At 66.3% G+C, this 12,748-nt stretch carries 12 protein-coding genes; 3 read left to right on the forward strand and 9 right to left on the reverse strand.

Annotated features, from left to right (window positions below):
• From QCE69_RS09380 to alaS, 6 genes are all read right to left on the reverse strand, one after another.
• The gene (locus QCE69_RS09380) at positions 1 to 1,119 is read right to left on the reverse strand and encodes a branched-chain amino acid ABC transporter permease (protein WP_309930413.1); all 1,119 of its coding nucleotides are present in this window, start codon (positions 1,117 to 1,119) and stop codon (positions 1 to 3) included.
• The gene (locus QCE69_RS09385) at positions 1,112 to 1,993 is read right to left on the reverse strand and encodes a branched-chain amino acid ABC transporter permease (RefSeq protein ID WP_309919783.1); all 882 of its coding nucleotides are present in this window, start codon (positions 1,991 to 1,993) and stop codon (positions 1,112 to 1,114) included. Before QCE69_RS09385 ends, QCE69_RS09380 begins: the two co-directional genes overlap by 8 nt.
• Before the next feature lie 69 nt (positions 1,994 to 2,062).
• A complete protein-coding gene (locus tag QCE69_RS09390; RefSeq protein WP_309930415.1) occupies positions 2,063 to 2,500 on the reverse strand; it encodes a thioesterase family protein in 438 nt (145 codons plus the stop codon).
• A 97-nt stretch (positions 2,501 to 2,597) separates the two neighbouring features.
• Complete coding sequence (locus tag QCE69_RS09395) at positions 2,598 to 3,638, reverse strand: low specificity L-threonine aldolase (protein WP_309931617.1); 1,041 nt, start codon at positions 3,636 to 3,638, stop codon at positions 2,598 to 2,600.
• 157 nt (positions 3,639 to 3,795) lie between these two features.
• Complete coding sequence (locus tag QCE69_RS09400) at positions 3,796 to 4,032, reverse strand: hypothetical protein (RefSeq protein ID WP_309917238.1); 237 nt, start codon at positions 4,030 to 4,032, stop codon at positions 3,796 to 3,798.
• Positions 4,033 to 4,156: 124 nt separating this feature from the next.
• The gene (gene alaS, locus QCE69_RS09405; RefSeq protein ID WP_309930417.1) at positions 4,157 to 6,781 is read right to left on the reverse strand and encodes an alanine--tRNA ligase; all 2,625 of its coding nucleotides are present in this window, start codon (positions 6,779 to 6,781) and stop codon (positions 4,157 to 4,159) included.
• A 319-nt stretch (positions 6,782 to 7,100) separates the two neighbouring features.
• On the opposite strand from alaS, the gene QCE69_RS09410 reads away from it, so the two are divergent.
• Positions 7,101 to 8,321 (forward strand): CaiB/BaiF CoA-transferase family protein, encoded by a 1,221-nt coding sequence (locus QCE69_RS09410; protein ID WP_309917243.1) that lies wholly within the window; start codon positions 7,101 to 7,103, stop codon positions 8,319 to 8,321.
• A 20-nt stretch (positions 8,322 to 8,341) separates the two neighbouring features.
• Here the strand turns inward: QCE69_RS09410 and QCE69_RS09415 are convergent, their stop codons facing one another.
• Positions 8,342 to 8,551: an ornithine carbamoyltransferase gene (locus QCE69_RS09415; RefSeq protein WP_309930419.1), complete on the reverse strand. Its 210-nt coding sequence runs from the start codon at positions 8,549 to 8,551 to the stop codon at positions 8,342 to 8,344.
• 378 nt (positions 8,552 to 8,929) lie between these two features.
• Between QCE69_RS09415 and QCE69_RS09420 the strand changes: the two genes are divergently transcribed.
• A complete protein-coding gene (locus tag QCE69_RS09420) occupies positions 8,930 to 10,639 on the forward strand; it encodes a glutamine--tRNA ligase/YqeY domain fusion protein (protein WP_309930420.1) in 1,710 nt (569 codons plus the stop codon).
• Positions 10,640 to 10,741: 102 nt separating this feature from the next.
• Positions 10,742 to 11,713, forward strand: coding sequence for a transporter substrate-binding domain-containing protein (locus QCE69_RS09425; RefSeq protein WP_309930422.1), 972 nt, complete (start codon positions 10,742 to 10,744; stop codon positions 11,711 to 11,713).
• On the opposite strand, the gene QCE69_RS09430 is transcribed toward QCE69_RS09425, so the two are convergent.
• Together QCE69_RS09430 and QCE69_RS09435 are read right to left on the reverse strand one after the other, a co-directional pair.
• Entirely contained in the window at positions 11,714 to 12,163 is a 450-nt protein-coding gene (locus tag QCE69_RS09430) for an NUDIX hydrolase (RefSeq protein WP_309808998.1), read from the reverse strand.
• Between the two features lie 51 nt (positions 12,164 to 12,214).
• The gene (locus QCE69_RS09435; protein WP_309930423.1) at positions 12,215 to 12,619 is read right to left on the reverse strand and encodes an RT0821/Lpp0805 family surface protein; all 405 of its coding nucleotides are present in this window, start codon (positions 12,617 to 12,619) and stop codon (positions 12,215 to 12,217) included.
• Positions 12,620 to 12,748: the final 129 nt, after the last annotated feature.

The following is a 12,748-nucleotide window of genomic DNA, read 5'->3' on the forward strand; positions in this document are numbered from 1 at the left end:
TCATGGCGCGAGGCGCACGCGGCGCGCCAGCCAGAATCCGAGCGCCGCGCAGGGCAACGCCACGAGCCACGCACCGGCGGGCAACGTGAGTGCGCCGGTCTGGCGCGCATAGAGCGTCTCGACGACCGCGACCGTCGCAACGCCCCACGCCAGCGAGCTGAGGCCGCCGAGACACAACGTGCGCGCGTCGCGCCGCAACAGTCCGGCGACACCTTGCGGCGCCGCGACCACGACCCATACGAAGAAGAGTCCGAGGTACATCGGCCAGGCGGCGGTCAGGTTCGCCACGGGGACGCTCATGAGAGTCAGCAGCACCGCGCCCACGATCGGCCCGAAGAACGTCCCTGTTCCGCCGATCACGGTAGCGACGAGCACACTGGTCGAGCGCGCAAGCCCGACACTTTCCGCCGACACGAGTTCGACGTTGATCAGCCCCATCACGCCCGCGACGCCCGCAAAGAACGCCGACACGACCAGCATCGTGAAGCGCACGCGCGCCGGCGCGAAGCCGATTGCGGCGGCGCGCACGGGGTTGTCGCGCACGGCGTTGGCGAGGCGGCACAGCGGCGTGCGCGAGAAGGCGTACACCGCGAGCACGCACACCGCGCACCATCCCGCGATCAGCGCATACGCCTCGCGCGGCGGCCCGAAGGTCCAGCCGAACAGCGGCTGGCCGCTCGCCCGGTCGATGGTCACGCCGCCCTCCCCGCCGAACCATCCCGGCACGAGCCAGACGCAGGCCGCGACCAGTTCGCCGATGCCGAGCGTGATCATCGCGAACGGCGTGCCGGCACGTTGCGTCGAGATGAGGCCGACGACCGCCGCGACGCCCATCGCGACGAAGCCGCCCACCAATGGCAACAGCGTGAGCGACACACCCGCGCGATTGAACACATGCGCCGCGGCGAACGCGCCGAGCCCGGCATACACCGCGTGCCCGAAGGACAGCAAGCCGGTTTCTCCGAGCAGCAGGTTATAGGACAGCGCGAAGACGATCAGCGTCGCGGTCTGCGCGAGATATGCGAGCAGCCATGACTGAGGGAAGAACATCGGCGGCAATGCGAGCGCCGCGAGCAACGCGATGAAGGCCAACATCGCGGGCGTGATGGACTTACGCATCCCGGGTGCGCTCGCCGAAGAGTCCGCTTGGCCGCGCGGCCAGCATCGCGACGAGCAGCAGGTACGGCAGCACCGGCGCGAGTTGCGTCACCGTCAGCGCACCCCACGCAGGCGGCAAGGTCACGCCGAACACGGCCGCGATACTGCCCGCCGATGCGCTCGCGCTCACCGCGAAGGTCTGCGCACAGCCGATCAGCAGCGACGCGACCAGCGCGCCATACAAGGAACCAAGCCCGCCGATGACCACGACGACGAACACGATCGGGCCCATGGCATCGGCCATGCCGGGTTCGATGACGGCCAGCGGCGCGCCGATCACGCCGCCCAGCGCGGCGAGCGCGGTGCCGGCGGCGAATACGAGGGTGAAGACGCGCGGCACGTCGTGGCCGAGCGTTTCGACGGCGGCGGAATGCGTCAGTGCCGCGCGCACGACGAGACCCACGCGCGACGTGCGCAGCACGAGCCACAGCGCCCCCAGCATGACGATGGCGACCGCCATCATGAACACGCGATAGCGCGCGAACGACGCGCCATACAGCGTGAACAGCGGACCGTCCAGCACGTCGGGAATGGCTGCGGGCAACGGCCCGAGCCCCCAGACGAGCTTGACGCCCTCGCCGATCAGCAGCGCAGCACCAAAGGTCAGCAGCAGTTCGGCGAGCGCGCCGCGCGCATGCACGCGGCGCAACAGCAGGCGCTCGAACAGCGCACCCGCCAGTCCGACGAGCACCGGCGCCGCAATCAGCGCCAGCCAGAAATTGCCGGCAGCCGCGAGCGTCTGCCCGACATAGGCGCCGAGCATATAGAAGCTCGCATGCGCGAAGTTGAGCACGCCGAGCATCGAGAAAATCAGCGTAAGCCCGGCGGACAGCATGAACAACAGCAAGCCCGTGCTCACGCCGTTGAGCAGATTCACGCTGAACCACTGGAGCAAGGCGCGGCCTCAGCGAGCGAGCAGCGGCTTCAGCGCAGCGACGAGCAGCGCGGGCAGCGCCACGGGCCGGCGCGTCACGCGATCGACGTACACATGCACGAAATGCCCTTGCGCGGCGGCTTCGTCCGCACCCTGCGCGAAGATGGCCACTTCGTAGCGCACGCTCGTCGTGCCGAGTTTCTCCACGCGCAGGCCCGCCTCGATCGGCTCCGGAAACACCACGGGCGCAAAGAAGTTGCAGCGCGTCTCCACCACGAGCCCGATGGTCTCGCCCTCGCGGTAGTCGAGCACGCCGTGACGCAGCAGATACTCGTTCACGACGGTATCGAAATAGCTGTAGTAGACGACGTTGTTGATGTGCCCATACACGTCGTTATCCGACCAGCGCGTGCTGATCGACAGGAAATGCGCATAGTCCGCGCGAGTGGTTCGGACAGGTTTGGTCATCGTGGCATGCGCGTCGGGACGCGGGACGGTCGGCGTGGCGCCATGTTAGGAGCGGCCCGCCGGACGTGTCAATCCGGCGCGGCAAAGGGGTTCGAGGCTAGCTTGCAGCGCCCAGGCACAGCGCGCGGACCTCATCGGTGAAACGATCGACCGTCTCTTCGCGCGTATCCCACGCGCACATCAGGCGGCATCCACCCGAACCGATGAACTGATAGAAGCGCCAGCCCTTCGCGCGCAACGCCGTGGCAACCTGCGCCGGCAATTCGGCGAAGACCGCGTTGGCTTTGGGTTCGAACATCAGCTTCACGCTTGGAAGGTCGGCGAGACGCGCGGCCATCCGCTGCGCCATCGCGTTGGCGTGACGCGCATTGCGCAGCCAGACGTCGTCGTCGAGCAGGCCGAGCCACGGCGCGGAAATGAAGCGCATCTTCGAGGCGAGCTGTCCCGCCTGCTTCAGGCGATACGCGAAATCGGCAGCGAGCGCGCGGTCGAAGAACACCACCGCTTCCCCCACCGGCAGGCCGTTCTTCGTGCCGCCGAAGCACAGCACGTCGACGCCCGCGCGCCACGTGATCTCCGAGGGATGCACATTCAGGCTTGCCACCGCATTCGCGAAGCGCGCGCCGTCCATGTGGACCTTCAGGTGCCGCCGCTTGGCGATCGCCGCAATCGCGCGGATCTCCTCGACGGTGTAGACGGTGCCGACTTCCGTCGCCTGCGTCAGCGCGACGACCTTCGGCTTCGGATAGTGGATGTCGGCGCGGCGCGTGACGATCTCCTCGATCGCATCGGGCGTGAGCTTGCCGTTCGCGCCCTGCGCCGTGAGCAGCTTCGAGCCGCCGGAGAAGAACTCCGGGCCGCCGCATTCGTCGGTTTCGATATGTGCAAGTTCGTGGCAGATCACCGAGTGATACGACTGGCACAGCGACGCCAGCGCGAGCGAATTCGCTGCCGTGCCGTTGAAGACGAAGAACACTTCGCAGTCGGTCTGGAACAGGTCGCGGATGCGGTCGCAGACCTGCGTGGTCCAGGAATCGTCGCCATAGGCGGGTTCGTGACCGCTGTTGTTGGCCTGGATGAGCGCCTGGAGCGCTTCGGGGCAGATGCCCGCGTAATTGTCCGAGGCGAAATGCTGAATCGTGTCCGTGGGCGCTGTCATGGGAAGCGAAGGGCCGTGATCGTGATGAACGGGCGCGCGAATACACGGCGCCCGGCGATCCGGCCATTCTAGCGGCTTGGCGCGGCGGCGCGTCCGATGCGTCAGACGCGCCGCCCGAAGCCCTGCGGCAAGAGACTTACTTGCTGTTCGGCGCGCTGGCCGCGTTGGCTTCCTGCGCCTTCTTTTCCTTCTTGCTGGCCTCATGATGGCCAATGGCGCAACCACCCACGGCGCCCGCCGTGCCGTGCTTGCCGGCGACATGCCCCGCCACGCCGCCCACCGCCGCGCCTTCGATACAGCCCTTTGCCTGAGCGGCACCGGCGGCAGCCAGCATGGCCGAAGCCAGAACGATCGATGCGAATGTGCGATTCATCGTGTGTCTCCCTTGGGTTGTTGTGAACCCTGGAGGTATTGCACACGATGTGCCTGACAGGCTGTAGTAAAAAACGGCCCGATCCGAAGCGATCGGGCCGTTCCTTGCGAGTGCCGGAAAACGCTCAGAGCTGCTGCTGCACCCATCCCGTCACGCCGGCGAGCGCGGCCGGCAGCTTGGCCGGCTCGGTGCCGCCTGCCTGGGCCATGTCGGGACGGCCACCGCCCTTGCCGCCCACCTGCTGCGCGACGAAGTTGACGAGTTCGCCCGCCTTGACCTTCTTCGACGCATCCGGCGTCACGCCTGCGATCAGGCTGACCTTGCCGCCGTCCACCGAAGCCAGCACGATCGCCGCATGCTTGAGCTTGTCCTTCAGCTTGTCGACGGTTTCGCGCAGCGTCTTCACGTCGGCGCCTTCGAGCTGCGCCGCGAGCACCTGCACGCCCGCCACGTCGACCGCCTGCGACACCAGTTCGTCGCCCTGGCTCGCCGCCAGCTTCGACTTCAGCGCGCCCAGTTCCTTTTCCAGCGTCTTCACGTGCTCCTGCACCTGCGCGATGCGCTGCGTCAGTTCCGCCGGCTGCGCCTTCAGCACGCTGGCCGCCGCGTTGATGCGCTGGTCGAGTTCCTGCACGTAGCGCACGGCGTTGTCGCCGGTGATCGCTTCCACGCGGCGAATGCCCGCCGCCACGCCGCCTTCCACCACGATCTTGAAGAAGCCGATGTCGCCGGTACGCTGCACGTGCGTGCCGCCGCAGAGTTCGCGCGAGAAGCCGAGGTCGAGCACGCGCACCGTGTCGCCGTACTTTTCTCCGAACAGCGCCATCGCGCCGCCCTTCACCGCGTCTTCATAGCCCATCACGCGCACCACGCCCGGCGCGTTCGCGATGATTTCGTTGTTGACGATCTGCTCGACGCGACGGATTTCGTCGTCCGTCATCGGCGCGTTGTGCGCGAAGTCGAAGCGCGTCTTGTCGGCATCGACGAGCGAGCCCTTCTGCTGCACGTGGCCGCCCAGCACGTCGCGCAACGCCTTGTGCATCAGGTGGGTGGCCGAGTGGTTGCGCGCGGTGCGGGCGCGGCGGATGGCGTCGATTTCCGCCTTCACGACGTCGCCTACCTTCAGCGTGCCCTGCTCCACCGTGCCGTGATGGCCGACGACATCCGCCTGCACCTTCAGCGTGTCCACAACGGCAAAGCGCACGCTGGCGTTCGCCAGCACGCCCTGGTCGCCGACCTGGCCGCCGGACTCCGCATAGAACGGCGTGTGATCCAGCACCACGACCGCCTGCTGGCCAGGCTGCGCCTCGTTCACGGTCACGCCGTCCACATACAGCGCGAGCACCTTCGCGTCGTCGAAGATTTCCTTCTCGTAGCCGTGAAACGTGGATTTCGCGCCCGAGTATTCGAGGCCCGCCGCCAGCTTGAACTTGCCCGCCGCGCGCGCCTGGTCGCGCTGGCGCGCCATGGCGTCGTCGAATGCGGGTTCGTCCACCGTCACGCCGCGCTCGCGGCACACGTCCGCCGTCAGGTCGAGCGGGAAGCCGTAGGTATCGTGCAGCTTGAACGCGAGTTCGCCGCCCAGCTGCTTCACGCCCTTCTTGTCCAGTTCGGCGAGCTCGCCCTCGAGGATCGACATGCCGTTCTCGATGGTCTCGAAGAAACGCTCTTCCTCCTGGCGCAGGACGTCGGTGACGCGCTGCTGCGCGTCCGCGAGTTCCGGATAGGCCGCGCCCATTTCCGCGACCAGGTCCGCCACCAGCTTGTGGAAGAACGCGCCCTTGCGGCCGAGCTTGTAGCCATGGCGGATCGCGCGGCGCACGATCCGGCGCAGCACGTAGCCGCGGCCTTCGTTGCCGGGAATCACGCCGTCGACGATCAGGAACGAGCACGCGCGGATGTGGTCCGCGATGACCTTCAGCGAGTTGTTCTCCAGATCCGCCGTGGCCGTTTCACGCGCCGCGGCCTTGATGAGGGTCTGGAAGAGATCGATTTCGTAGTTGCTGTGCACGTGCTGCAGCACGGCGGCGAGGCGCTCGAGGCCCATGCCGGTATCGACGCACTGCTTGGGCAGCGGCGTCATGTTGCCCTGCGCGTCGCGGTTGAACTGCATGAACACGAGATTCCAGATCTCGATGAAGCGGTCGCCGTCTTCTTCCGGCGATCCCGGCGGGCCGCCCCAGATCTCCGGGCCGTGGTCGTAGAACACTTCGGAGCACGGGCCGCACGGGCCGGTGTCGGCCATCTGCCAGAAGTTGTCGGAGGCGTAGCGCGCGCCCTTGTTGTCGCCGATGCGGATGATGCGCTCGACCGGCACGCCGATTTCCTTCGCCCAGATGTCGAAGGCTTCGTCGTCTTCCTGATAGACCGTGACGGTGAGCTTTTCCGCCGGCAGCGCGTAGACCTTGGTCAGCAGCTCCCAGCAGTAATGGATGGCGTCGCGCTTGAAATAATCGCCGAACGAGAAATTGCCCAGCATCTCGAAGAACGTATGGTGCCGCGCCGTGTAGCCGACGTTCTCCAGGTCGTTGTGCTTGCCGCCCGCGCGCACGCTGCGCTGCGCGGTAGTGGCACGCGAGTACGGCCGCGACTCGGCGCCCAGAAAGACGTCCTTGAACTGGACCATGCCCGAATTGGTGAAGAGCAGCGTCGGGTCGTTGCCGGGCACGAGGCTCGACGAACGCACGATCGTGTGGCCCTTCGATTCGAAAAACTTCAGGAATTTCTCGCGTATTTCGGCGGCTTTCATAGCGTACGGGGCGTGTCTTCGGTTCTTTGATGGTGCCCGCGGGCGGCTTGCGCATGAATCGACGGCAAGCCCGGCCGGCGTGGCGAGGGTGATTGTCGATTATACGGGATTCGCCGCGTCCGGCCGGGCGGGCGGCGCGCCGACGCAGGCCCGCGCCACCGCTTCCTTGACGCGTTTATCGCGCCTTCGGTATCGCGCGCGACGCGGTTCTGTGCGACAGTCGCGAAACCGCCGGCCGGCGCCGCAGGACGCCCGCCGCTGTTGTTACTGAAGCCACTAAAGGCACCAGAGCCACGAACAAGAGGAAGCGAGCAGACGAATGGGAGCCTTGAGCCATATCCGCGTGCTGGACCTGACCCGCGTGCTGGCGGGACCGTGGTGCGCGCAGACCCTCGCCGATTTCGGCGCCGATGTCATCAAGATCGAACGGCCGGAAACCGGCGACGACACCCGCCAGTGGGGCCCGCCCTATCTCCGGACGCCCGCCGGCGAGGACACCCGCGAGGCCGCGTACTATCTCGCGGCGAACCGCAACAAGCGTTCGGTGACCGTCGACATCGCGACGCCCGAAGGCCAGCGCATCGTGCGCGAACTGGCCGCGCAAAGCGATGTCGTGCTGGAGAACTACAAGGCCGGCCAGTTGAAGAAGTACGGGCTCGACTATGAATCGCTGAAGGCCGTCAAGCCGGACCTGGTCTATTGCTCCATCACGGGCTTCGGCCAGTCCGGGCCCTACGCGCAGCGGGCGGGCTATGACTTCATCGTGCAGGGGATCGGCGGCTTCATGAGCATCACCGGCGAGCGCGACGGCCAGCCGGGCGGCGGTCCGCAAAAGGCGGGCGTGGCGATCGCCGACCTGATGACCGGCATGTATGCGACCGTCGGCGTGCTCACGGCGCTCGCGCATCGCGACCGCACCGGCGAGGGGCAGTACATCGACATGGCGCTGCTCGACGTGCAGGTCGCGATGCTCGCCAACATGAACACTAACTTCCTCGCGAGCGGCAAGCCGCCGGTGCGCTGGGGCAATGCGCACCCGAACATTGTGCCGTACCAGACGTTCCAGACCAGCGACGGCTGGATCATCGTGGCGGTGGGCAACGACGGGCAGTTCCGCAAGTTCGTCGAGGCGGGCGGCTGCGCCCATCTCGCCGACGACCCGCGCTTCGCGGCCAATCCGTCGCGCGTGCGCAATCGCGAAGTGCTCGTGCCCCTGCTCGCCGACATGGTGCAGCGTCAGGGCAAGCATGAGTGGATCGCGCAGCTGGAGGAAGCCGGCGTGCCGTGCGGGCCGATCAACGATCTCGGCGAAGTGTTCGAGGACCCGCAGGTCCTGGCGCGCCGGATGCAGATCGATCTGCCGCATCCGAGCGGCGGCACGGTGAAGCTGGTCGCGAGCCCGATCAAGATGAGCGCGACGCCGCCCGAGGCGCGCTCGCATCCGCCGCTGCTCGGCGAGCACACGGAAGGCGTGCTGGCCGAACTGCTCGGCTATGACGAGGCGCGGATCGCGGCGTTGCGGGCGTCGAAGACGATCTGATCAGGAGCGGCGCCCGTGAATCAGCGCACGCCCGCGCCGATCACGCCACCCGCCGCCGCGCCCGCGACCGTGCCGATCGGCCCGCCCGTGACCAGATAGCCGAGCGCGCCGCCCGCTGCGGCGCCCACGCCCGCGTGGGCCTGCTGGCGCGAGACGGCGCAAGCCGCGAGGCTCGAAATGAGCGCTGTTGCGGCAGCCAGCTTGAGAGTCGTGACGAGGATCCGTTTCATGATCATCTTCCTTGTGTTGTCGTTGTGATGTGTTGTCGTTGTCTGCCCCAGTACGTCGCGGGGCGCCGTGCTGCATGCAGTCGAGCCGATCATAAAAGCCCGCAAGAACACCTTTCAACGCGATTTACGTCCGGTTACGGCGGTTACGAAGCGCGCTGCATGCCGTAATCGGTGTAACGAAACTCGCGGGCACGCAAGGCAGCGGGCGTCGACCACGCAGGCCCGACGCAGCCCGCACGCATCGCCGGAAGCCAGCGGTTGCGTAAGGTAGAATCGACCCCATCTTCAAGGCATTCGTACGCGTCCCTGCCCGTCTCGCGGGAACGCTTCCCGAACCGTTTCACGCGCGCGAGCGCATCCGCTGGCACTCTTTTTCGCATGAACACCGATCGCAACGACGCCCCGGCCCCCTCCAATTTCATTCGCAACATCATCGAAGACGACAACCGCTCCGGCAAATGGTCGCAGCGGGTCGAGACGCGCTTTCCGCCCGAGCCGAACGGCTATCTGCATATCGGCCATGCGAAGAGCATCTGCGTGAACTTCGGCCTTGCCGCGCAATACGGCGGCGTGTGCCATCTGCGCTTCGACGACACGAATCCGGAGAAGGAAAGCGTCGAGTACGTGGATTCCATCATCGACGCCGTCGAATGGCTCGGCTTCGAATGGAACAAGGACGGCCGCGAGCACAAGTATTTCGCGAGCGACTACTACGACAAGCTGTACGAATACGCCGAGATGCTCATCAAGAAGGGCCAGGCGTATGTCGACAGCCAGACCGCCGAAGAGATGCGCGCCACGCGCGGCTCGGCCACCGAGGCCGGCATCAATTCGCCGTACCGCGACCGCACGCCCGACGAGAACCTCGACCTGTTCCGCCGCATGAAGGCGGGCGAGTTCAAGGAAGGCGAGCACGTGCTGCGCGCGAAGATCGACATGGCCTCGCCGAACTTCAACATGCGCGACCCGGTGATCTACCGCATCCGTTTCGCGCATCACTACCGGACCGGCGACACCTGGTGCATCTACCCGATGTACGACTACGCGCACTGCGTCTCGGATGCGATCGAGAACATCACGCACTCGCTGTGCACGCTGGAGTTCGAGGATCACCGTCCGCTGTACGACTGGTTCCTCGCGCAGCTCGCCGACGACGGCGTGTTCCAGCGCCCGCTGCCGCAACAGATCGAGTTCTCGCGCCTGAACCTGACCTACGCGATCACCAGCAAGCGCAAGCTGCTGCAACTCGTGCAGGAGAATCACGTCGAGGGCTGGGACGATCCGCGCATGCCGACCATCGTCGGCGTGCGGCGGCGCGGCTTCACGCCGGAAAGCATCCGGCTGATGGTGGAGCGCGTCGGCGTGACCAAGGTGGATTCGTGGATCGACATGAGCGTGCTGGAAGGCGCGCTGCGCGACGATCTCGACGAGAAAGCCCCGCGCGCGATCGCCGTGCTCGACCCGCTCAAGCTGATCATCGACAACTATCCGGAAGGCCAGAGCGAAGCATGCAGCGCGCCGGTGCATCCGCATCATCCGGAGCGCGGCGTGCGCTCGTTCCCGTTCTCGCGTGAGCTGTGGATCGAGCGCGAGGACTTCCAGGAAACGCCGCCGAAGGGCTATTTCCGGCTCTTCCCGGGCAACAAGGTGCGCCTGAAATACGGCTTCGTGGTGGAGTGCACGGGCGCGGACAAGGACGAGCACGGCAACGTGACCGCCGTGCACTGCAACTACTTCCCGGACAGCCGCTCGGGCACCGAAGGCGCGAACAACTACAAGGTCAAGGGCACGATCCACTGGGTCAGCGCGGCGACCGCGTACGCGGCCGAAGTGCGTCTCTACGATCGCCTGTTCAAGGAGCCGCAGCCCGGCGCGGGCGGCGCGGAGTTCTCGGACGCGCTCAATCCGGACTCGAAGCGCGTGGTGAACGCGTACCTCGAACCGAGCGCGCGCGATGCCAACGCCGAAGACCGCTTCCAGTTCGAACGGCATGGCTATTTCGTCGCGGACCGCGTGGATTCGCAGCCGGGCAAGCCGGTGTTCAACCGCATCGTCAGCCTGCGCGACAGCTGGGGCAAGCCGGCCTGACGGGCTCGCCTCTTGGAGAAAAAGTATATAAAGCGCCGCGCGGCCACGCGGCGCTGCTGTAGCCGGTTCCAGTCGTCGCACGCCGCTTCTTACGAGGACATCATGAAGCTGCCGCATGCCTTCGCGCCCGGGTTCCGGGCGCATCGAAGCGCCGCCCTCGCCTGCCTGATCCTGCTCGCCTGCGCCCGCGCGCAGGCCACGAGCACCGCGGAGACGACCCGCGCCAACGCCGCCGTGGACCAGCTGCCGCCTTCCGCCACGCTGCGCAAGATCGCCGAGAATGGCGCGATCGTGCTGGGCACGCGCGAGTCGTCGGTGCCGTTTTCGTACACGGTCAGGCAGCAGCCGGTGGGCTACTCGTATGCGATCGCGCTCAGGATCGTCGATGAACTGAGGAAGCGGCTCGACATGCCGAACCTCGCGGTGAAGAACGTGATGGTTACTTCGGCCAACCGCATCTCGTACGTGGTGAACAACCAGGTCGACCTGGAATGCGGCTCCACCGCGCATGTCGCCGACCGCGAACCGCTGGTGGCGTTCTCGAACAGCTTCTTCCAGTACGGCATCCGCATGGCGGTGAAGAAGAAGTCGGGCATCCGCGATTACACCGATCTCGCCAACAAGACGGTCGCGACCACCGCCGGCACGTCCGATGAACGCATGCTGCGGCAGATGAGCATCGACCGGAAGCTGAACCTGCGCATCATCAGCGCGCGCGATCACGCCGAGGCCTTCGCCGCGCTGCGCTCCGACCGCGCCGTGGCCTTCGTCATGGACGACCCGCTGCTGTACGGCAAGATCGCGCAGGAAGGCAATGCGCGCGGCGAGTATCTCGTGACCGGCGCGTCGCTGGCGAACGAGGCCTATGGCTGCATGATGAGAAAGGGCGATCCGGTGTTCAAGAAGATCGTCGACGACGTGATCGCCGGCATGCAGCGCTCCGGCGAAGCGGCCAAGCTCTATGACACCTGGTTCATGAGCCCGATTCCCCCGGACGGCGTGAACCTCCAGTTCCCGATGTCGCCGGAAATGAAGCTGCTCTTCGAGCATCCCAACGACCGCATACTCGACTGATCAAAGCGTCTCGTGCAGGTCCGCGAGCGACAGCGTGGTCTGGAACAGACGCGCGAGGCTGCGGCTTGCGAAGCGGTCGACATCAGCCGGACTGACCCAGCGGTACGCATCCATTTCGGGGATCATCGTGCCGTCGCTGTAGCGCGGAAAGTACGATTCGCACACGCAGTTTTCGAGCTGCACCTCGTCGTCGCCGACGCGCACGGCAAACAGATGCAGGTCCTTGTCGCGGCGATACAGAAAGCGCCCGAGATCCTTCAGCCGCTCCGGCGCCAGCACGATGCCGGTTTCCTCGACGAGCTCGCGCAACGCGGCCTCGCGCGGGCTCTCGCCGGGATCGGACGCGCCCTTGGGCACGTCCCAGTGCGTGGTTTCGGTGGCGTGGCACAGCAGCACGTCGCCCTGCGCGTTCAGCATGACCACGCCGCATGACACGGTGCGGTGGGTCATCGGATAATTACGCTTCGGTTTGTTCTTCTGCTTGCCCGGTTCATCGCGCCTTCACTGCTTCTTCAGCTTCCACTTGCCGTCGCTGGCCTTGCAGGCGGTCGGCGTCCAGGTCTGGGTCTGCCCTTTCGCGTGCGCGACCAGTTCGATCTTGCGGCACTTCATGCCGTCGGACTCGAAGCTGCTCTGCGGCGTCACCGTGCCGTTGATCGGCACCGTATTGCCGGCGCCCTTGTTGTCCCAGTCGAGCGATTCGCCGTCCTGCTTGGTCTCCAGCGCCTTCTGCGCGGCTTTGTTGAGCGCCTGCAGGTCGCGCTGCTTCATGTAGGTGATCGGCGTGTTGTTCAGGAAGCCGAGGTTGGCGGCTTGTGCCGTGCCGCTTGCGATGATGCATGCGGCCGCCAGCGTCAGGCTCGTCAGGAGCGGCACGCGAGCCGTGGCTCGGGATGGATTCGGCATTGGGTTCTCCTCGTCGCGGATGAGTATGGCCGCCTGCACGTCCACGCACACGTGCAACCACAGCGGCAACGGCGATACACCAACGTCAGCCCGCGAGAGCGGGCCGCAACGAGAATAGCATGATGCGCG

The sequence above is a fragment of the Caballeronia sp. LZ032 genome, assembly GCF_031451315.1.
In the GTDB taxonomy this organism is placed as follows: domain Bacteria; phylum Pseudomonadota; class Gammaproteobacteria; order Burkholderiales; family Burkholderiaceae; genus Caballeronia.

Excerpts from the sequence above, each read along its gene's own strand:
- QCE69_RS09385 (WP_309919783.1), bottom strand. The coding sequence starts at position 1,993 with ATGCTGTCCGCCGGGCTTACGCTGATTTTCTCGATGCTCGGCGTGCTC.
- QCE69_RS09435 (WP_309930423.1), bottom strand. The coding sequence starts at position 12,619 with ATGCCGAATCCATCCCGAGCCACGGCTCGCGTGCCGCTCCTGACGAGC.
- QCE69_RS09380 (WP_309930413.1), bottom strand. The coding sequence starts at position 1,119 with ATGCGTAAGTCCATCACGCCCGCGATGTTGGCCTTCATCGCGTTGCTC.
- QCE69_RS09420 (WP_309930420.1), top strand. The coding sequence starts at position 8,930 with ATGAACACCGATCGCAACGACGCCCCGGCCCCCTCCAATTTCATTCGC.
- QCE69_RS09415 (WP_309930419.1), bottom strand. The coding sequence starts at position 8,551 with ATGAAACGGATCCTCGTCACGACTCTCAAGCTGGCTGCCGCAACAGCG.
- alaS (WP_309930417.1), bottom strand. The coding sequence starts at position 6,781 with ATGAAAGCCGCCGAAATACGCGAGAAATTCCTGAAGTTTTTCGAATCG.
- QCE69_RS09400 (WP_309917238.1), bottom strand. The coding sequence starts at position 4,032 with ATGAATCGCACATTCGCATCGATCGTTCTGGCTTCGGCCATGCTGGCT.
- QCE69_RS09425 (WP_309930422.1), top strand. The coding sequence starts at position 10,742 with ATGAAGCTGCCGCATGCCTTCGCGCCCGGGTTCCGGGCGCATCGAAGC.
- QCE69_RS09390 (WP_309930415.1), bottom strand. The coding sequence starts at position 2,500 with ATGACCAAACCTGTCCGAACCACTCGCGCGGACTATGCGCATTTCCTG.
- QCE69_RS09410 (WP_309917243.1), top strand. The coding sequence starts at position 7,101 with ATGGGAGCCTTGAGCCATATCCGCGTGCTGGACCTGACCCGCGTGCTG.
- QCE69_RS09430 (WP_309808998.1), bottom strand. The coding sequence starts at position 12,163 with ATGACCCACCGCACCGTGTCATGCGGCGTGGTCATGCTGAACGCGCAG.